At 69.0% G+C, this 19,032-nt stretch carries 16 protein-coding genes; 9 read left to right on the top strand and 7 right to left on the bottom strand.

Annotation, left to right across the window (positions count from 1 at the left end):
- The first annotated feature begins 30 nt into the window (after positions 1–30).
- The gene (locus tag AC1Q87_RS01035) at positions 31–1,020 is read left to right on the top strand and encodes an aldo/keto reductase (RefSeq protein ID WP_492607180.1); all 990 of its coding nucleotides are present in this window, start codon (positions 31–33) and stop codon (positions 1,018–1,020) included.
- A 40-nt stretch (positions 1,021–1,060) separates the two neighbouring features.
- Here the strand turns inward: AC1Q87_RS01035 and AC1Q87_RS01030 are convergent, their stop codons facing one another.
- The gene (locus AC1Q87_RS01030) at positions 1,061–2,314 is read right to left on the bottom strand and encodes an MFS transporter (protein ID WP_492607179.1); all 1,254 of its coding nucleotides are present in this window, start codon (positions 2,312–2,314) and stop codon (positions 1,061–1,063) included.
- A 92-nt stretch (positions 2,315–2,406) separates the two neighbouring features.
- Between AC1Q87_RS01030 and AC1Q87_RS01025 the strand changes: the two genes are divergently transcribed.
- Positions 2,407–3,174 carry an AraC family transcriptional regulator gene (locus AC1Q87_RS01025; RefSeq protein ID WP_492607178.1) on the top strand — a complete coding sequence of 256 codons (768 nt, stop codon included), beginning with the start codon at positions 2,407–2,409 and terminating at the stop codon, positions 3,172–3,174.
- A 108-nt stretch (positions 3,175–3,282) separates the two neighbouring features.
- On the opposite strand, the gene AC1Q87_RS01020 is transcribed toward AC1Q87_RS01025, so the two are convergent.
- The 3 genes from AC1Q87_RS01020 to AC1Q87_RS01010 form a co-directional block, all read right to left on the bottom strand.
- Complete coding sequence (locus AC1Q87_RS01020) at positions 3,283–4,110, bottom strand: alpha/beta hydrolase (RefSeq protein ID WP_492607177.1); 828 nt, start codon at positions 4,108–4,110, stop codon at positions 3,283–3,285.
- A gap of 78 nt (positions 4,111–4,188) precedes the next feature.
- A complete protein-coding gene (locus AC1Q87_RS01015) occupies positions 4,189–5,589 on the bottom strand; it encodes an AMP-binding protein (protein ID WP_492607176.1) in 1,401 nt (466 codons plus the stop codon).
- 171 nt (positions 5,590–5,760) lie between these two features.
- Positions 5,761–6,225 carry an Lrp/AsnC family transcriptional regulator gene (locus AC1Q87_RS01010; RefSeq protein WP_492607175.1) on the bottom strand — a complete coding sequence of 155 codons (465 nt, stop codon included), beginning with the start codon at positions 6,223–6,225 and terminating at the stop codon, positions 5,761–5,763.
- Between the two features lie 117 nt (positions 6,226–6,342).
- On the opposite strand from AC1Q87_RS01010, the gene AC1Q87_RS01005 reads away from it, so the two are divergent.
- On the top strand, positions 6,343–6,579 hold the full coding sequence (locus tag AC1Q87_RS01005) for a DUF6356 family protein (RefSeq protein ID WP_492607174.1): 237 nt from the start codon (positions 6,343–6,345) through the stop codon (positions 6,577–6,579).
- The gene (locus tag AC1Q87_RS01000; RefSeq protein ID WP_492607173.1) at positions 6,576–7,574 is read left to right on the top strand and encodes a YeiH family protein; all 999 of its coding nucleotides are present in this window, start codon (positions 6,576–6,578) and stop codon (positions 7,572–7,574) included. Before AC1Q87_RS01005 ends, AC1Q87_RS01000 begins: the two co-directional genes overlap by 4 nt.
- A 32-nt stretch (positions 7,575–7,606) precedes the next feature.
- Here AC1Q87_RS01000 and AC1Q87_RS00995 read toward each other — a convergent pair whose 3' ends face one another.
- Genes AC1Q87_RS00995 through AC1Q87_RS00985 form a run of 3 tightly spaced genes read right to left on the bottom strand, consistent with a single transcriptional unit; the run spans position 7,607 to position 11,287 of the window.
- Positions 7,607–8,881, bottom strand: coding sequence for an N-succinylarginine dihydrolase (locus AC1Q87_RS00995; protein WP_492607172.1), 1,275 nt, complete (start codon positions 8,879–8,881; stop codon positions 7,607–7,609).
- Positions 8,878–10,287 (bottom strand): succinylglutamate-semialdehyde dehydrogenase, encoded by a 1,410-nt coding sequence (astD, locus tag AC1Q87_RS00990; protein WP_492607171.1) that lies wholly within the window; start codon positions 10,285–10,287, stop codon positions 8,878–8,880. The genes AC1Q87_RS00995 and astD overlap by 4 nt, the downstream gene beginning before the upstream one ends.
- Positions 10,274–11,287 (bottom strand): arginine N-succinyltransferase, encoded by a 1,014-nt coding sequence (locus tag AC1Q87_RS00985; RefSeq protein WP_492607170.1) that lies wholly within the window; start codon positions 11,285–11,287, stop codon positions 10,274–10,276. Before AC1Q87_RS00985 ends, astD begins: the two co-directional genes overlap by 14 nt.
- 114 nt (positions 11,288–11,401) lie before the next feature.
- Here AC1Q87_RS00985 and AC1Q87_RS00980 point away from each other — a divergent pair, with 114 nt between their 5' ends.
- From AC1Q87_RS00980 to AC1Q87_RS00960, 5 genes are all read left to right on the top strand, one after another.
- Positions 11,402–11,887, top strand: a complete 486-nt coding sequence (locus AC1Q87_RS00980) for an Lrp/AsnC family transcriptional regulator (RefSeq protein WP_492607169.1) — start codon at positions 11,402–11,404, stop codon at positions 11,885–11,887.
- Positions 11,888–12,338: 451 nt separating this feature from the next.
- Entirely contained in the window at positions 12,339–13,766 is a 1,428-nt protein-coding gene (locus tag AC1Q87_RS00975; protein WP_492607168.1) for a CoA transferase, read from the top strand.
- Positions 13,766–15,097, top strand: a complete 1,332-nt coding sequence (locus AC1Q87_RS00970; protein ID WP_492607167.1) for a carbohydrate porin — start codon at positions 13,766–13,768, stop codon at positions 15,095–15,097. Before AC1Q87_RS00975 ends, AC1Q87_RS00970 begins: the two co-directional genes overlap by 1 nt.
- A gap of 97 nt (positions 15,098–15,194) precedes the next feature.
- Positions 15,195–16,499, top strand: coding sequence for a tetratricopeptide repeat protein (locus AC1Q87_RS00965; RefSeq protein WP_492607166.1), 1,305 nt, complete (start codon positions 15,195–15,197; stop codon positions 16,497–16,499).
- Positions 16,500–16,632: 133 nt separating this feature from the next.
- Positions 16,633–19,032 (top strand): ATP-binding protein, encoded by a 2,400-nt coding sequence (locus AC1Q87_RS00960; RefSeq protein ID WP_492607165.1) that lies wholly within the window; start codon positions 16,633–16,635, stop codon positions 19,030–19,032.

Raw genomic sequence — 19,032 nt, 5'->3', positions numbered from 1 at the left:
CACCCCACAATCCAATCTGCGGAGTTCCCCATGATCCGTCGCCAGATCGGCCGTACCGGCCGGGACGTGAATGCTATCGGCCTGGGCTGCATGGGCATGTCGATCGCCTATGGCGAGCCGATGAACGAAGCCGACGCCGTCAAGCTGCTGCACGAAGCGCTGGACCTCGGCGTCGACCACTTCGACACCGCCGAGCTCTACGGCTTCGGCCACAACGAGAACCTGCTGGGCGCGGCTTTCCACGACCGCCGCGACAAGGCGTTCATCGCCACCAAGTTCGGCCCGGTCGCCGACCTCGCCACCCGCACGATCACCGGCGTCGACGGCTCGGAAGCCAACATGCGCCGCGCCGTCGAGCAGTCGTTGCGCATGCTGCGGACCGACCACATCGACCTCTACTACCTGCACCGCAAGGATCAGAGCCGCCCGATCGAAGAGACGGTCGAGGCCATGGCCAAGCTGGTCAAGGAGGGCAAGGTCAAGGCCATCGGCCTCTCCGAGGTCAGCGCCGACACCCTGCGCCGCGCCCAGACGGTGCACCCGATCGCCGCCGTCCAGTCGGAGTACTCGATCTTCACCCGCGACATCGAGCAGGACGTGCTGCCGCTCTGCCAGGAGACCGGCGTGACCCTGGTCGCCTACTCGCCGCTCGGCCGCGGCATGCTGACCGGCGCCTTCTCCCGCGACAACCGCCCGACCGGAACCGACTATCGCGCCGGCCAGTCCCCGCGCTTCCAGGGCGAGGCCTACGAGGCCAACTTGGCCCTGGTCGAGGAGATCGAGAAGCTCGCCAAGGCCCGAGGCGCGGCCGCCTCGCAGGTGGCCCTGGCCTGGGTGCTGGCGGCCAGGCCCAACGTCGTCGCCATTCCCGGCACCACGCGGCTGGCGAACCTGAAATCCAACCTCGGCGCTGCCGACGTCGCCCTGACGGCCGCCGAGACCGCCGGCCTCGACGCCCTGGCCGCCAAGGTCGCCGGCATGCGCTACACCGAACGCGGCATGACCATGGTCAACGCCTGACCGGAGTTCGCCTCCGCCCTCGCGGGCGGAGGCGTCCGTCCTAGACCGCTTCCGGCTCGAGCCCCGGCGGGGTCGGCGGCAGCGGCGGATGCTTCTCGATCTTCGGCAGGAACGCCGCCAACAGGCCGATGGCCGGCAGGAAGGCGCACAGCCGGTAGACCGTCTCGATGCCGGTCTTGTCGGCCAGCACGCCCAGGATCGCCGCGCCCAGGCCGCCCATTCCGAACGAGAACCCGAACAGCATCCCCGACATCATGCCCACCTTGCCGGGCGCCAGCTCCTGGGCGAACACCACGATCGCCGGGAAGGCCGAGGCCAGGATCAGCCCGATGATCACCACCAGCGGCCCGGTCCAGAACGCGCCGGCGAATGGCAGCAGCAGGCTGAACGGCAGCACGCCCAGGATCGAGAACCAGATCACGTACTTGCGCCCGAACCGGTCGCCCAGCGGGCCGCCGGCCACCGTCCCGGCCGCCACCGCGCCCAGGAACAGGAACAGGTGCATCTGCGCGCCCTGCACCGACGAGCCGAACTTCTCCATCATGTAGAAGGTCAGGTAGTTGGTCAGGCTGGCCAGGTAGACGTACTTCGAGAAGATCAGCGCCAGCAGGATCGAGACCCCGACGACCACCTGGCGGCTCGGCGGCGCGACCGGCTGCGGGCCCTTGGCCGCCGCGCGCATCCGCGCCAGCCCTTGGGTGCGATACCACTGGGCCACGTTCCACAGAATGCCGCCGGCCAGCAGCGCCAGCAGCGCGAAGAACATCAGGCTCGACTGCCCCCAGCGCACGACGACGACCGCCGCCGCCAGCGGCCCCAGGGCCGAGCCGGCGTTGCCGCCGACCTGGAACAGCGACTGCGCCAGGCCATGCCGGCCGCCCGCCGCCATCCGCGCCACGCGGCTGCTCTCGGGGTGGAACACCGACGAGCCCATGCCCAGCAGGCAGGCCCCGACGACCACCAGGCCGTAGGTGTGCGCCACCGACAGCACGGCCAGCCCGGCCAGCGAGAACAGCGTCCCGAACGGCAGCGCCATCGGGGTCGGCCGCTTGTCGGCATAGAGCCCGATCATCGGCTGAAGGATCGAGGCGGTCACCTGATAGGCCAGGGTTACGATCCCGATCTGCCCGAAGGTCAGCCCTAGCTCGGCCTTGAGGTTCGGATAGATGGCCGGAAGCAGCGCCTGCATCATGTCGTTGAGCAGGTGGCAGAAGCTGATCGCCAGGATCACCCCGAATGCCGTCTCGCTAGTCGCCTGAACCTGTCTGTTCGCCGTGATCGTCCGTCCGCCCATCTGAGCTGCTCCATACTTCGAGCGGCCCGGATAGGCGCTTCGCCGCGCGCCCGCATTCCTGTATGGGTCTTTCACTTTCGCGAGTGGGACACATGGCCGTTTGGATCGATCCCGGTGACGTCGAGGACACGCCCCGCCCCGTCGTGGCCATCGCCAACGACTACCCGCCGCACTTCGAGCTGGAATGGCACCGCCACCGCCGCGGGCAGCTGCTCTACGCCGCCAAGGGCGTCGTCGTCGTCTCGACGCCGCACGGGACCTGGGTTGCCCCGCCCGAGCGCGCGGTCTGGACACCGCCCACGGTCATGCATGCGGTGAAAATGGTCGGTTCGGTCAGCACCCGTGGCATCCTGATCGAGCCGGGCGGTTGCGACGCGCTCGGCGACGCCAGCCGGGTGATCGAAGTCTCGCCCCTGCTCCGCAGCCTTTTGCTCGCGGCCAGCGAACTGCCGCGCGAGTATGACCGCGACGGCCGCGACGGCCTGGTCATCGAGCTGTTGCTGGCCGAACTCGGCCGCGCGCCGGTGGTCCCGCTGGCCGCGCCGTTCCCGCAAAGTCCGGCGCTCGCCGCCAAGTGCCGCGCCTTCCTCGAGGCCCCCAGCCCGCACGACACCATCGACCGCTGGAGCGACGACCTCGGCATGGGCCGGCGCGCCTTTACCCGCGCCTTCCGCCGCGAGACAGGCATGAGCTTCGCCGAATGGCGCCAGCAGGCCTGCGTCCTCGTCGCCCTGCCCCGTCTGGCGGCCGGCGACCAGGTCACCGCCATCGCCCTCGACCTCGGCTACGAAAGTCCCGCCGCCTTCGCCACCATGTTCAAGCGCCTCGTCGGCGTGGCGCCCAGCAAGCACCAGGGGTGACCCCGCAAACCGCTCGTCCCGGCGAAAGCCGGGGCCCAAGCGGGATGTCGGCGCCGCGAGCGGTTGCTCAGCTTGGATCCCGGCTTTCGCCGGGACGAGCGGACTTGATCAAATCCGCGCCTCGATCCAACCGACGATATCCCCCAGCACGCCCTCCTTGCCGATGTCGGCCAGCAGGTCGTGATAGTGGCCCTCGTACAGCTTCAGCGTCTTATCCTTCGACCCGGCGTGGTCATAGAAGAACTGGCTGCCCTTCGGCAGGGTCGCCTTGTCCTCGGTCCCGTGCATGATCAGCACCGGCAGGGTGATTGTCGGGATCTCCTTGGTCAGCCGCTCGTCGGCCCGCTGCAGCGCCGCCACCGTAATGCTCGGCTGGGTCTCGTCGTGGATCAGCGGATCCTCGTTCATCGCCTTCACCACCGCCGGATCGCGCGAGAAGTCGACGTTCTTCAGCTTCAGGATCGGAATGTCCGGCGCGATGTGGCTGACGCCCTTGATCACCTGCAGGGCGATGTCCGGCGCCGGCACCCGGAAGGCGAAACTCTCGCAGACCAGCCCGGCGATGTCGGCTTGGTGGTCCAGGGCGTAGGTGCTGGCGATCACCCCGCCGGCGCTGTGACCCAGCACATAGACCGGCAGCCCCGGATCGCGCGCCTTGGCGATGCCCACCACCTGCACCAGGTCGCCGACATATTCGTCGACGTGCTCGACGTGGAACCGCTCGCCTTCCGACAGGCCGCGCCCGCGATAGTCGTGTGCGTAGACCGCAAAGCCCTTGGCCGCCAGCTGCTCGGCGACCCAGGCGTACTGGCCGCTGTGCGAGTTGAACCCGTGGCTGATGACCACGATCGCCTTGGGCGCGCCGACCGGCCGCCACGAGCGCATGAAGATCTTGAGGCCGCCGGCCCCTTCGAAAGTTTCTTCCTTCGGTGCCATTGAGCCCTCGCTGAGTTGAGGGGCGCAACCTAACCTCGAAACGACGAACGCCGCTATCCGAAAGAACCTGGAGCCCGGCTACCCCGCGAACGTGCCCGCATAACGTTCACGCAGCAGGTTCTTCTGCACCTTGCCCATGGCGTTGCGCGGCAGCTCGTCGACGAAGAACACCTTCTTCGGCGTCTTGAACGCCGCCAGCTTCTCGCGCAGCGCGGCGATCATCGCCGCCTCGTCGCCCGAGCCGATCACCACCGCCGCCACCGCCTCGCCGAAATCCGGGTGCGGCAGGCCGATCACCGCGCTCTCGGTCACGCCGTCCATCTCGTCGAGGATCAATTCGATCTCCTTGGGATAGACGTTGAAGCCGCCGGAAATGATCAGGTCCTTGGCCCGGCCGCTGATCCACACCCGGCCGTCGGCGTCCTGGCGCCCAACGTCGCCGGTCTTGAAGAACCCATCGGCCGTGAATTCCTCGGCGGTTTTCTCCGGCATCTGCCAGTAGCCGCTGAACACGCTCGGCCCCTTGATCTCGATGACCCCGGTCGCCTCGCCCCCGCCGATCCGCAGCTCCACGCCCGGCAGCGGATAGCCGACGCTGCCGGCGATCCGCTCGCCCTCCAGCGGATTGGAGGTGATGATCACCGCCTCGCTCATGCCGTAGCGTTCCAGGATGCGCTGCCCCGTCCGGGCCTCGAACTCGGCGAAGGTCGATTCCAGCAGCGGCGCCGAGCCGCTGATGAACACCCGCATGTGCGCAGAGGCCTCGCGGGTGAAGGCCCGATTTGCCAGCAGCCGGGTGTAGAAGGTCGGCACCCCCATCATCACGGTCGACTTCGGCAAGCCGGCCAGCACCTGTGCATCGTCGTACTTGGCCAGCCACACCATCGGCGCGCCCGACAGGAACGCGCAGTGCAGCGCCACGAACAGCCCGTGGACATGGAAGATCGGCAGGGCGTGCAGCAGCACGTCGTCTTCGCTGAACCCCCAGGCCGCATGCAGCGCCAGCGCATTGGCCGCCAGGTTGCCGTGGCTCAGCATCGCCCCCTTCGAGCGCCCGGTGGTGCCCGAGGTGTAGATGATCGAGGCGAGGTCGTCCTCGCTGCGCGCCAGCGTCTCAGCCAGCGGCTGACGGCTGCGCGCGTCGGCGACCAGCTCCACCGCGTCCTCGACGAACAGCACCGGCTGCGCGTCGTCGATGAAGTAGTCGATCTCAGCTTCGGTATAGGCGGTGTTCAGCGGCAGGAAGACCGCCCCGACCTTCAGCGTCGCCAGGTAGACGACCACCGCCTCGACGCTCTTCTCGGACTGCAGCCCCACCCGGTCGCCGGGCTCGACCTCATGCTCGACCAGCAGCGCCGCCGTCCGCGCCACATCGTCCTCCAGCGCCTCATACGACACCTCCCGCCCGTCCGGCAGGATGAACGCCGGCTTGGACCGATCGGCGGGGAAACGCGAAGCGAGCAGCTCGTAGAGGTTCATGGCTCCTGCCTAGCGGGTCTCATGAACCGCGAGAAGCCCCACCCCATACGCTCGTCATCCTCGGCCGCGTCAGCCTGCCGGGGATCCATACGCACCGGCGATGTCGGAGAGGGCTGAGAGTATGGATGACCGGGACCTGCCGGCCCGGCCATGACGAGCTTTTGGGCAGTCCTAAACCGGCAGCGCCGTCGTGAACTTGATCTGCTCCATCGCGAAGGCCGAGCTCACGTCGTTCAGCGGCGCGGCGGCGATCAGGCGCTTGTAGAACCGGTCATAGGCCGCGATGTCCGAGACCACGACCTTCAGCAGGTAATCGGTCTCGCCGGCCAGCCGGTAGATCTCCACCACCTCGGCCAGGGCTGAGGCTCCCTTCGCGAACTGGGCCAGCCACTCCTCGTCGTGACGGCTGGTCTTCAGCGACACGAATACTACCAGCCCCAGGTCGAGCTTCTCGCGGTTGAGCAGCGCCACCTTGCGGTCGATCACCCCCTCGTCGGTCAGCCGCTTGACCCGCTTCCAGCACGGCGTCTGCGATAGCCCCACGCGCTCGGCCAGCTCGGCCACCGGGATCGTGGCGTCGGCCTGCAGCTCGCGCAGGATTCGCCGATCCGTCGCATCCAGGAGAACAGAACCCACAATCGACACCCCTCAGGAAGAACAGTCTTCTCCACATTGGCCGAATGACGACAACTTCGACAACGCCTTTCTCCCCTCCAGCGGCCATCCTGACGGTCGATAGCGTGGGAGAGTTTCATGTTGGACGCGTTCAACCGGCATCCGAGTTCCATCGGCGAGAGCTATGGCGAGCACCTCGCCCAGGCCTCGGGCTTCGGCATGACCATGATCACCGCCGGTGCGGCCTGCCTCGTGCACGCGATCTTCCCGTTCTGGTTCGAGAAGACCGCCAGCCACTGCGTCCAGCGGCTGCACGCCCAGATGGCCGCCCGCGGCCGCGCCGATACGTCCGCTTCCAAGGCGCTGCAGGCGTGACCCACCTCCCGCTCACCGCGGGACACGTGCGCCATCCGCTGGTCGGCTTACTGGGGCTTGGCCTGATCGCGCTCTGCGCCCTCATGCTCGGCCGTGCGACGGGCTTTCCGGCGCCGGTGATCGCCGCCGTCGCCGGCATGGGCCTTGGCCTCGCCGGCTGGTCAGCCGCGCTGGGCCCGGCGCTCTGCTGGTGGTCGAAGCCTGGCCTGAAAACCGGTGTCGCGCTGCTGGGCGCCCAGATCGCCTTCGCCGAACTCGCCGCGCTCGGCCTGCCGGTCGCGCTGGCCAGCGGCGGCGTGGTGATGGCCAGCCTCGGCGCAGGCACCGGCATCGGCCTGCTCGCCGGCCTGCCGCTGGTGGAGGCGCTGATCGCCGCCAGCGCCGTCTCCATCTGCGGCGCCTCGGCGGCCATGGCCGCGTCCAGCGCCCTGCCCGACAGCGACGCCAGCCGCCGCACCACCGCCCTGGTCGTCGTCGGCGTGAACCTGCTCTCGACCCTCGCCATGGTCGCCTATCCGCTGATCGCCCGGCATTTCGGCTTCAGCGAGCGGCAGACCGGCGTCTTCCTCGGCCTCTCGATCCACGACGTCGCCCAGGTGGTCGCCGCCGGCCAGTCGGTCTCGCCGGGCGCTGAGGCCTCGGCCGCGCTCTCCAAGCTCTCGCGCATCCTCTGGCTCGGCCCGGTGATCGTCGCCGTGGGGCTGTCGATGGGCATGCAGGCGCGTTCGCGCCGCCTGCCGCTGCCGCCGCTGTTCGTCTGGGCCTTCGCCGCGCTGATGGCCGCGCGCAGCTTCGGCCTGATCCCGGCGGCCCTGCTGCCGGCCCTGACCCTGACCTCGCAGCTGCTGCTGCTCGGCGGCGTCGCCGCCATCAGCGCCCAGGTCGCGCCGCGCGACCTGCTGCGCATCGAGCCGAAGCTCGCCTGGACGCTCGTCGCCGCCACCGGCGTCATCGCCCTGCTCGCCGCCGCGACCAGTCTGACGCTGGTGCATTAGGCCAACAGATGCTCCCCCGCTGGGGGAGCATCTCAAGAGATCGCCGCCTCCAGCGCCGCATGCGCCTCACGCGCCTGGGCCCACAGCTCGGGCTTCGTCAGGTCCTCCGGCGCGATCTTCTCGGGCCAGTGCGAAACGACCACCTTGGCCAGGCTCGTCCAGCGCGCCTCGTCCAGAATGAAGCGCGGATCGATCCCCGCCAGCCCCGGCCCGTCGACCGGAACCCGCAGCCGCAGGCACGCCGGTCCGCCGCCGTTGCGCATGCTCTCGCGCACGTCGACCACCACCGCCCGCGTGATCGGATTGTCGCCGGCCAGCACCGCCTCGACCGCCGCCCAGGCAGCCGTGCTCTCCTGCGCGTCCGACGGCAGGATCAGCGCCATGCCGCCATCGGGAAGGCTCACCAGCTGCGAATTGAACAGATAGGACGACACCGCGTCGGCCAGGCCGACCCCGAAGGTTTCGACCACATGCAGGTTCGGCAGCCGCCCGCGCAGCTCGCGATAGAGCCGGGCCGGATCGGCGAAGGCCTGCGGATGGGCCAGCAGCACATTGGCGTTGGCGACCGCCACCACGTCGTTGTGGAAGGCGCCGGCCTGCACCGCGCCCTCGTTCTGCAACGCATAGAAGGTCCGCTCGCCTGACAGGCCGCTCAGCCGCGCGACCGCCTGGCTGGCCCGCAGGCTCTGGCGCTCGGGGAACACCCCGCCGCGGCTCGGCTCGCCATGCACGAACACGTTCAGGCCCGGCGCGCCGTGGCTGGCGGCCAGCCGCATGTGGTTGGCCGCGCCTTCGTCGCCGAAGTGCCGCCCGCTCGGCAGCGGCCCGTGCACGGCGAACCGGTCCTGGCTGGCGAAGACCCGCTTCAGCAGCGCGAAGGTCTCCGCGCCCTCGAAGCTCCGGTGCAGCATCCCGCCCAGGTTCGCGGCCACCAGATGCACGCGCCCATCGGCCGTGTCCGGCGCGGCGAGCACGGTCGCCGCATTGGCCCGCCACATGCTCGAGGCCGAGCATGCGGCCCGGAACAGCGCCAGGTCCTGCTCCGCCGCCGCCGCCAGCACTTCATCGTCGGATCCGGAGAAGCCGAACCCGCGCAACGCCTGCGCCGCCGGGCGCAGGGGCGGCGGCAGGAAGCCCTGGGTCAGGCCCAGTTCCATCATCGTTCGCATCTTGGCCAAGCCCTGCAGGGCCGCGGCGCGCGGATACGAGACCTCGCCGAAGTTGTTCTGGCTGGCGACGTTGCCGACCGACAGGCCCGCATAGTTGTGGGTCGGTCCGGGCAGTCCGTCGAAATTGACCTCGATCACGCGGTCAGCCCCGTGGAGATGCGGAATTCCGCCTGGCCCGCCTCCATGCTCGCCACCGGATAGGCGCAGTAGTCGGCGGCGTAGTAGGCGCTGGGACGATGATTGCCCGACAGGCCCGGCCCGCCGAACGGCGCGGTCGCCGCCGCCCCGGTGGTCGGCCGGTTCCAGTTGACGATGCCGGCCCGCGCCCGGCTCCAGAAGTCGCGATAGCGCGCCTCGTCGTCGCTCAGCAGCCCGGCCGCCAGCCCGAACCGCGTGGCGTTCGCCGCCGCGATCGCGCTGTCCCAGTCGGCCGCGCGGGTGACCTGCAACAACGGCCCGAAGTTCTCGCTGTCAGGAACCGCCAGGCCGGTCACATCGACCAGGCCCGGGGTCAGGAACGGCCTGCCGGCCGCCAGCCGCCGCATGTGGCGGATCGCCTTGCCGCCGAGCCGCCCCTGCGCGTCCAGCAGCCCTTGCGCGCTGACCATGTCGATCACCGGGCCCATGAACGGTTGCGGCTCGTCGAACGGCGCCCCGACTACGACGCGGTCGATCAGGACGGCCAGCGCCTCGACCACCCGCTCGCCGTCCGCGCCCTGCGGCACGATCAGCCGGCGTGCGCACGAGCAGCGCTGGCCGGCCGAGACATAGGCCGACTGCACGATCAGGTGCGCGGCGCTCTCGGCGTCGGCCACGTCCCAGACCACCAGCGGATTATTGCCGCCCAGCTCCAGGGCCACGATCTTCTGCGGTTGGTCGGCCAGGGCCATGTGGATCGCCCGCCCAGCCGCGACGCCGCCGGTGAACAGCACCCCGTCGATCCCGTCATGAGCGACCAGCGCCTTGGCTGTATCCGCGGCCCCGATCACCACCTGCAGCGCCTCGTCAGGCACGCCCGCCTCACGCCACAGGTGGGCCAGCAGCAGGCCGCTGGCCGGCGTCTTCTCGCTCGGCTTGAACACCACTGCATTGCCGGCGATCAGCGCCGGGGCGATGTGCCCGTTCGGCAGATGCATCGGAAAGTTGAACGGCCCGATCACCGCCAGCACGCCGTGCGGCCGGTGCGCCAGCCGCGCCTGGCCGCCGGGAATATCGCTGCTCCGCTCGCCGGCCCGCTCGGCCTGGGCGCGGATGGAAACCTCGACCTTGCCGGCGACGGTGTCGGCCTCGGTCAGGGTCTCCCAGAACGGCTTGCCGGTCTCCTGGCTCAGCAGCCGGGCGATCTCCTCGCGCCGCGCCTTGGCCATGTCGGCGAACGCGCGCGCCACCGCATGGCGCTCCTCCAGCGGCCGGCGCGACCAAGCTTCGAAGCCGGCTCGCGCCCGCGCCAGTACGCCGTCCAGCGTCGCCGGATCGGCGGCCGGACCGCGCCAGATCACTTCGCCGGTGCAGGGATCGGTGGAGACGATCTCAGAATTCGACATGACGGATGACGTCTCCTGCTTGCACGTTCAGAACGGCCGCCAGCTCGGGACTGATCCGCAGCCCCGCCTCGCCGACCAGCACCCGCCCGCGCGAGGCCCGAAAGCCCTCGACCGCGCCGGCGCAGGCCAGCACCTCGACGCCGTCGTCGCAGGGTCCGATCTCACCGATCGTTCCGAACCGGCTGTCGCGGACGGCTTTCAGGCTGTCGATGTCGGCGACCATGGTCGGACCGGCGTCGAAGATGTCGATGCAGCCCTCGAACTTGAAACCTTCCTCGGTCAGCAGCGCATGGGCCCGCGCACCGTCCGGATGGAACTGGCCCACCGACAGCGCCGCGTCGGTCGGCAGCAGGTTCAGGTACAGCGGGTACTTCGGCCCCAGGTCGGCGATGACCTGCTTGCCGGCGCCGACGCTGATCCGGTCGGCCTCTTTGAACTCCAGGCCGTAGAACTTGCGGCCCACCGCTTCCCAGAACGGCGAGCGGCCGTCGGCGTCCTGATAGCCGCGCAGCTCCGACACCACCCGGTCGCCGAACCAGTCGCGATGCTCGGCCATGAACAGATAGCGCGAGCGCGCCATCAGCCGCCCGCCAGCCAGTCCGCGCAGCCCCGGCCGCACGAACAGCCCGCCGACCTCGGCCGAGCCGTCATAGTCGTTCACCGGCGTCAGGATGGTGTTCTCGACCACCTTGCCCAGCGCCTGCGAGGTCTGGCGCAGGCGGCCGATCCGGTACGAGTAGAACGGCCAATCTCCGCCCACGCTCGGGAAGATACAGCCCGTGCCCACCACCTCGCCGCCCGCTTCCATCACCAGCAGGATCTGGCTGCCGGCCTTGCGGTTTCCGGCCAGCGCGTCGGCGCTGGCGTTCAGCAGGCCGAGCAGGCGCTCGCGGCAGGGCGGCAGATTGGTCATGCCCAGCCCGGCGCTAAGCGCCAGGGCGTGCAGGGACTCAAGGTCGGTAAGGGCGGCCGGGCGGATAACGACGCCGGGATTGATCATGGCATCCTCCGCAGAAATCATCGAAGCCTTAGCCTCTTATTGTGCTAGGGATTCTGCGAAATGGGCGGCGGAAGACCAGGTCTTGCCCCGCAGATACTGCGGCGGGAACAGGCCTTGGACGGATATCCTTCGCTCGATCGGATCGACCTCAAGATCCTGGCGAATCTCCAGGCCGACGGCCGCATCACCAACCAGGCCCTGGCCGACAAGGTCGCCCTCTCGCCCAGCGCCTGTCTGGCCCGCGTACGGCGACTGGAGGCGGAAAAATTGATCCTCGGCTATCACGCCCGCCTGGACATCGAGCGCATCCGCCCGACCGTCACCATCTACGGCGAGGTCACGCTCAAGAGCCACCGCCCCGCCGACCTGCTGCACTTCGAGGCCGTGCTCTCGGAAATCCCCGAAGTGGTCGAGGCCGCCCAGGTCTCGGGGCCCTTCGACTACCTGATCAAGGCCGTCTGCCCCGACGTCCGCGCCTGGGGCGAACTGGCCGACCGCCTCCTCCAGGAAGGCCTCGGCGTCGACAAGATCGCCTCCCACATCCTGATGAAGGACGCCAAGCCGTTCGCTGGCGCCCCGGTGTCAGCGGGCAAGCGCTAGGCGCTCATCCATGCAAGATCGGAACTCACGGCTCCGCCCAAGTATAATTTGAACTGGAACGCGGCCGCCAAGAGCAGCACTTGGCGCCGCGCTGCATAGGGCGACCCGCGCACCGCATGCTCAAGGTTGAGCAAATAGTCAGAAATTCATACAATAGTATTATATTTCAATTGCATAAGCTTGAGCAATTCCCCTCAGGTCAATGCCTGATAGTCGATATATTGCATTGACGCGTGCAATGCACAGACATCCCTAATCTCTGAAATCGGGGACGCCGACGGAGAGTCTGATGTCTCAATCAAGCGATTTGTCCCGCCGTTTTGTTGTTCAAACCGGCGCGCTTGCATTGGCCGCGGGGACCTCTGCCTTGACGTCCACATCGCAGGCGGCTGATCGCGACTTCGATATCCAGCGAACATTCGCCGAGTTCATGCGCGATATTGGCGGCGATGTGTCCGATGCCGGCGGACGCGTCACCTTCACCGGCGCCGATCCAATCATCCGCAGTCACTTTCGGGTCGGATCCTGCATGGCGATCGCCGCCATGGGTGCGGGGCTGGGCGCGGCGGCGATCTGGCGCGAACGGACCGGCGAGAGCCAGGATCTGACCGTCGATCTTCGCGAGGCAGTCTACAACGTCAATCCGCTGATCGGAGCCATCCTCCTGATGGCCCAGCGCGACGGTACGATCCCCGCCGCCGATCCGGTGCCGCGCGACTTCGTCATTCCGACGGTGAACGGCCTCATGCTCCAGGCTCCATTGGGCCTCGGCAATCCGCTGACCTTCGTGCCCTTCGAAACGCGAGACGGCCGATACCTGAACGTGACCGGCGCCTATCCCCACCTGGAGGCGCGCGCCCTCAAGACGATGAAGTCTCTCCCCGGCCGCGAGAACATCGTGAAGGCGCTCAAGCAGGTGAACGCCTTCGAATTCGAGGAAGAACTGAACGCGGCAGGCGGCGTCGGAGTCGTCCACCGCACCAAGGAAGAATGGCTGGCGCATCCAGAAGGTCAGGTGCTGGCCCGCACGCCCCTGATCGAAATCATCAAGCTCGCCGACGGCGCGCCGGTTCCGTGGGCTGCGGCTCCCGCCGCCCAGCCCCTGTCAGGCCTTCGCGTGCTCTCCAACACCCACGTGATCGCCGGCACCTGCTCGTCGCGCACCTTGGCGGAGTATGGGGCCAACGTGCTGCATGTGGCGCGCGATCAGTCCTTCGAGCACGAAGCTCTGGTCGTCGACGTCAATGTCGGCATGCGCTCGACCTTCGTCGACCTTCGCAACCCCGACCAGAACAAGCGGCTCAAGGCGCTCACGCCCCAGGCGGACGTGTTCGTGGAGAACTACCGCGTCGGCGCGCTCGATCGCCTCGGCTTCGGGCCTGCGGAGCTCGCAAGCGGGCATCGCGGGCTCATCTACCTGTCCTGCAACGCCAACAGCGCGACAGGACCTTGGGCGAACCGCGGCGGCTTCGACATGGAAGGCTTGTCCGTCTCGGGGTTCACCATCGCCGAGGGGGCCGGAGGCGTGCCGCGCTTTCCGCCGACCTTGGTGATGAACGACTACATCGCCGGCTATCTCGGAGCGTGCGGCGTCATCGCCGCCCTGCGCCGGCGCGCCAAGGAAGGCGGCAGCTACCACGTCCGGGTCAGCCTCACGCGTGCGGCCATGTGGTACGCCAGCCTCGGCCGCTTCCCGAACACCCAGTTCGACCTGTCAGGCCCCCAGAACCGGCTGATCACGCCCGAACTCCTGGTCGCCCAAACCCCCTATGGCGAGGTGCGCCGCCTTGGTCCGCAAGTGAAGCTCAGCCGCACGCCAGGTCGTTGGCGCACGCCGTTGGTCGCGGTGCGCGGGTCGGACAAGGTGGCCTGGGTGTGATGCGCGCGCCTCTGATCGCACTGGCCTTTTTCGCGACGGCCGCGGCCGCCCAGGCGCAAACCCCGGCCGCCGAACCTGCACCCGCAGACGAAGCCGAACTCGGCCCCTACCCGGAACTGTTGGAGACCCCGCTGTCGACCGAGGGCGACATCGCCGAGGACAAGCGCCTGGCGCAGGCGGCGTCCGACACCCCTGAGCTACAGCCCTGGTTCGCCTTCAAGCAACGGTTCGAGGACCGCACCGGGATCAGCTTCGGCGGCTCCTACGGCATCCTGGCCCAAAGCTATTCCGACAGCCTGGTCGACCAAGACTGGGCCGCCGGCCACAAGTTCACCTTCAACGCCTCGGCCGCCCTGCTCGATCGCGGCCAGCCGAACGCGCTGCACTTCGACATCACGGTCGAGGACAGACGGCCGATATTCGGGTCGGACCGCGCGCCGCTGGCGGCCGGCGTGCTGGCGGGGTCGGGCGTTCCGACGGCGGCGACCTGGGGCGACTTCGAGCTCGGGATCACCCAGGCCTATCTACGCCAAACCCTTGCCGGCGGCCGGTTCCAGTACACGATCGGCAAGGTGTTCGCGCCGAACTTCGTGAACCCTTACCCCTTCTTCGACGACAATCGCCAGTTCCTGAGCCTGGCCTTTTCGACCAGCCCGACCATCGCGGTGCCGCTTCGCGGGGCGGGCGCGGTCGCGGCGGTCTATCCCGGCAAGGGCAATCTCTACATCAAAGGCGGCGTGTTCACCGCCAACTCCAGCGACACCGGCTGGACGGTCGATGACTTCTTCGGCCGCAACGAACGCTTCTATTTCGTCGAGGTCGGCTCAACCAGTTTCGCCCGGCGGCCCATCCCGATCCACGCCCGCGGTCCCATGGACGCCAACAACTTCCACGTCACCTTCTGGTATCGCGACCCGCTGGAGCGCCGCAGCCCGCAAGACATCACCCGCCCGCAGGACGAGGCCTACGGCGTCGCCTTCAACATCAACCAGATGGCGGGCGAGAACATCATGTGGTTCGTGCGCGGCGGTCTTGGGACCGGCGGCTTTGCGAAGGTGAACCTGACGGCCGGAATGGGCTACCGGCCGCCCGCACGCCAGGCCGACCTGTTCGGCTTCGGCGTCGGCTGGTCCAAGCCGGACGACGCCCAACTCCCGCAACAGCTTCCGTTGAACCTGCGAGACCAGGCCACGGTGGAGGCCTTCTACAGGTTCGCCCTGACGCCCAACGTCGCGATCACGCCGGTCTACCAGCTCGTGGTCAATCCCAGCCTCAACCCGACCGTGGACACGCTTTCCGTATTCAGCTTCCGGGCGCGGCTGGCGTTCTGAGATCGCCTCCTCCATCCTCACGAAGGACGCCAAGCCGTTCACCAGCGCCCTGGCGGGCGCGGGAAACGCCACACCTCATGCCTGCAGTCTCCGGCCCATGCTTTTCGACACCCACGACCTGCCGCTTTCGACCGCCTCCGCCGAGGCAGCGGAGCGCTATCGCAACGGCGTGCGGCTGATCCTGGCCACCTGGCCCGGGGCCGACGTCGAACTCGACCTTGCGATCGCCGCCGATCCGGACTTCGCGATGGCCCACGCCGCCCGCGCACGCGTCCACGCGCTGAGCGCCCAGCCGCGGCAGGCCCACGAACGGGTCGCCGCGGCCCGCAGCCTGGCCGCACGACACGGGACGGAACGCGAGCAGAGCCACATCGACGTCCTCGACCTCGCCTTCTCTGGCCGCTCGGCCGAGGCGCTGAGCGCGGCCCTCGCCCACACCGACCGCTGGCCGCGCGACGTGCTCGTGCTCGCCATGCCGCTCGGCGCCTTCGGCTTGTTCGCGTTCTCGGGGATGGCCGATCACGATCAGGCCCGCGTCGATCTCTGCGGGCGCCACGCCGCTCACTTCGCCGACGACGACTGGTGGTTCCTGACCAGCCACGGCTGGGCTCTGGCCGAGAATGGCGAGGTCGCCCGCGGCCGCGCGATGATCGAGCGGGCATTCGCGCTGCACAGCGCCAACGCCAACACCGTCCACGCCCTGGCCCACGCCCTCTTCGAGGGCGGCGCCGGCGACGAGGCCGAGGCCTTGATCTCCGGCTGGCTGCCCTCCTACGACCGCGCCGGCGTCCTGCACGGCCACCTCGCCTGGCACGCCGCCCTGGCCGCCCTGGAACGCGGCGACGCGGCGACCGCGCTCGGCATCTACGAGGCTCAGGTTCGTCCGGGCGTCTCCCAGGGGTTGCCGATCAACATCGTCAGCGACGCGGCCTCGTTCCTCTGGCGGCTCGATCTCTACGGCCACGGCGCGCCGCAGGCCGGCTGGGACCAGATCGCGCGCTATGCCCGCGACGCCTTCCCCCGCCCCGGCCACGCCTTCGTCGACGCCCACTTGGCGCTCATCGAGGCGGCGACCGACGGCCGCAAGGCGTTGGACCGCCGCATCGCCAGTCTGGAGGCTGGCCAGGGCGGCGTCGCCCTGGCCGAAGTGGTCCCCGCCGTCGGCCGCGCCGCCAGGGCATTCGCCCAGGCCGACTACGACGCCTGCGTCCGGACGCTCGAGCCGGTTGCGGGCGCCGTCGTCCGGATCGGCGGCAGCGGCGCCCAGCGCGAAGTGATCGAGGACACGCTGCTGGTGGCGCTCATGCGCGCCGGCCAGGCCGCCAAGGCCCAGGCCCTGCTCGAGCGCCGGCTGCACCGCCGCCCCTCCCCGCGCGACGCCGCCTGGCTGGCCGCGCTCTAGGCCTCGGCCGCCGGCAGCCTCGATTGTAACGCAGCCTTCCGCGCGCCGGCGCGTTCCTGGCCTAACTTGACCGGGGAGGTGCAGCTTGATTGATCGCAGCGTCGCAATGCGGGTCTTTCCGGGCGACAGCGCGATGGCCGATCTCATGCGCGAGACCGACTGGTCGGCCTCGCCGCTGGGTCCGCCCGAAGCCTGGCCCCAGGGCCTCACCACCCCGCTGGCGATGATGCTCACCTCTCGCTTCGAGATGTGGCTCGGCTGGGGCGACGATCTCCGCTTCTTCTACAACGACGCCTACATCCCCACGCTCGGAAGCAAGCACCCGGCCTCGCTGGGACAGCCGTTCCGCGACGTCTGGCGCGAGGTCTACGCCGACGTCGAGGACCAGGTCCACTCGGTCATGGTCGAGGGCAAGGCCACCTGGAACAAGGCGTTGCTGCTGCTTCTGGAGCGCAACAACTACCCGGAGGAGACCTACCACACCTTCTCCTACAGCCCGCTGCGCGACGGCGAGGCCATCCGCGGGATGATGTGCATCGTCACCGAGGAGACCGAGCACGTCATCAGCGAGCGTCGGTTGGAGACCCTGCGCCGCCTGAGCGAGAGCCTGATCGAGGCGCCGTCGCAGGAGGCGGTGATCCAGGGCCTGTGCGACGCCCTGGCGGCCAACACGCAGGACTTTCCCTTCGCCCTGGCCTACGTGCAGGACCCGCTTGGCGGCTGGGTCGGTTGTTCGGCCACCGCCCCGGGGCGCGGCCTGCTGAACCTCCCCTGGCCGCTGGAGCAGGCGGTCGACGGCTGCCAGGACTTTCCGCTCGATCCACAGGTCGACTACCCCACCGGCGCCTGGTCCATCCCGCCGGCCCGAGCCTTGATCCTGCCCATCCCCGGCCTCCATGGCGCGCCGGCCGCCACTCTGGTGCTGGGCCTTAACCCGCATCGGCGCGGCGACGTCGGCCTGCACGATCTGGCCAATCTCGTCGCCGATCGCGCCGCCGGCGCATTCGCCCAGGCCCACAGCGTCGAGGCCGAGCGCCGTCGCTCGGACCGCATCTGGACCAACGCCCGCGACCTTATGGTGGTCGTCGATGGCGAAGGTCTTTTCCGCGCGGTCAGCCCGGCATGGACTCGGATCCTCGGGCACCCGGTCGAGGAGGTTGTCGGCCGCCCGATGTCGGCCTTCGTTCCCGAGGAGGAGCACGACGCCACCTACGCCGCCCATGCCAGCGTGCTGCACGGCGAGCAGGTCACGGGCTTCGAGAACCGCTACCGCACCAAGGACGGCGGCTGGCGCTGGATCTCCTGGAACACCGCCGTCGAAGACGGCTTGATCTACGGCTATGGCCGCGACGTCACCGAGGAAAAGCAGCAGGCCCGACAACTCAACGAGGCCGAGGAAGCCCTGCGCCACGCCCAGAAGATGGAGGCGATCGGCCAGCTCACCGGCGGCGTCGCCCACGACTTCAACAACCTGCTGACCATCATCCGCTCCTCGGCTGACCTGCTTCGCAAACGCGAATTGCAGCCCGAGCGCCGGCGGCGCTATCTCGACGCGATCTCCGACACCGCCGACCGTGCCGCGAAGCTCACGGCGCAGTTGCTCGCCTTCTCGCGGCGCCAGGCGCTGAAGCCCGAACGCTTCGACGTCGCGGCCAAGGTCGACGCCCTGACCGACATGCTGCGCTCGGTGCTGGGCGCCCGCATCCGCCTCGACATCCTGGTCGATTGCGAGAACTGCGTCGTCGAGGCCGACGTCGCCCAGTTCGAAACCGCCCTGATCAATCTGTCGGTCAACGCCCGCGACGCCATGGAGGGCGCAGGGACGCTGGCGATCCGCATCAACACCGCCGAGACGATCCCCGCCCTGCGCGGCCACATCGCCAGTCCCGGCGAGTTCGTGACCATCACGGTCATCGACCACGGATCAGGCATCGAAGACGACGATCTCGCGAAGATCTTCGAGCCGTTCTTCACCACCAAGGAGGTCGGCCGGGGCACGGGCCTCGGGCTCAGCCAAGTCTACGGCTTCGCCAAACAGTCCGGCGGCGACGTCGATGTCCACAGCCGTCCCGGCGAAGGCTCGACCTTTACGCTCTTCCTGCCGCGGTCGCGTGGGCCGCTCGCGCCGCCCGGCCCATCGTCGGAAACGCCGCAGACCTATCACAGGGGCCGCATCCTGGTGGTCGAGGACAACGCCGCGATCGGCGAGTTCGCGACCCAGCTGCTGTCGGACCTGGGCTACCGGACCGAATGGGCCGCAAACGCCGCCGACGCACTGGACCGGCTGGAACAGGACAGCGACTTCGACGTCGTGTTCAGCGACGTTGTGATGCCGGGGCTCGGCGGCGTGGAGCTCGCCCGCGCGATTCAGAGCCGCTGGCCCGGGACGCCGATCGTGCTCACCAGCGGCTACAGCCATGTCCTGGCCACAGACGCACGGCACGGCTTTCCCTTGCTGCACAAGCCCTACTCGGTTGAAGAGCTTGCGCGGATACTCCGCCAGGTCGCCTTGGCTCCGGCGAAGACGCCGTAG

The sequence above is a fragment of the Phenylobacterium sp. GW823-FHT02A09 genome (assembly GCF_058797775.1).
This window is presented reverse-complemented; position numbering and strand designations above follow the sequence as displayed.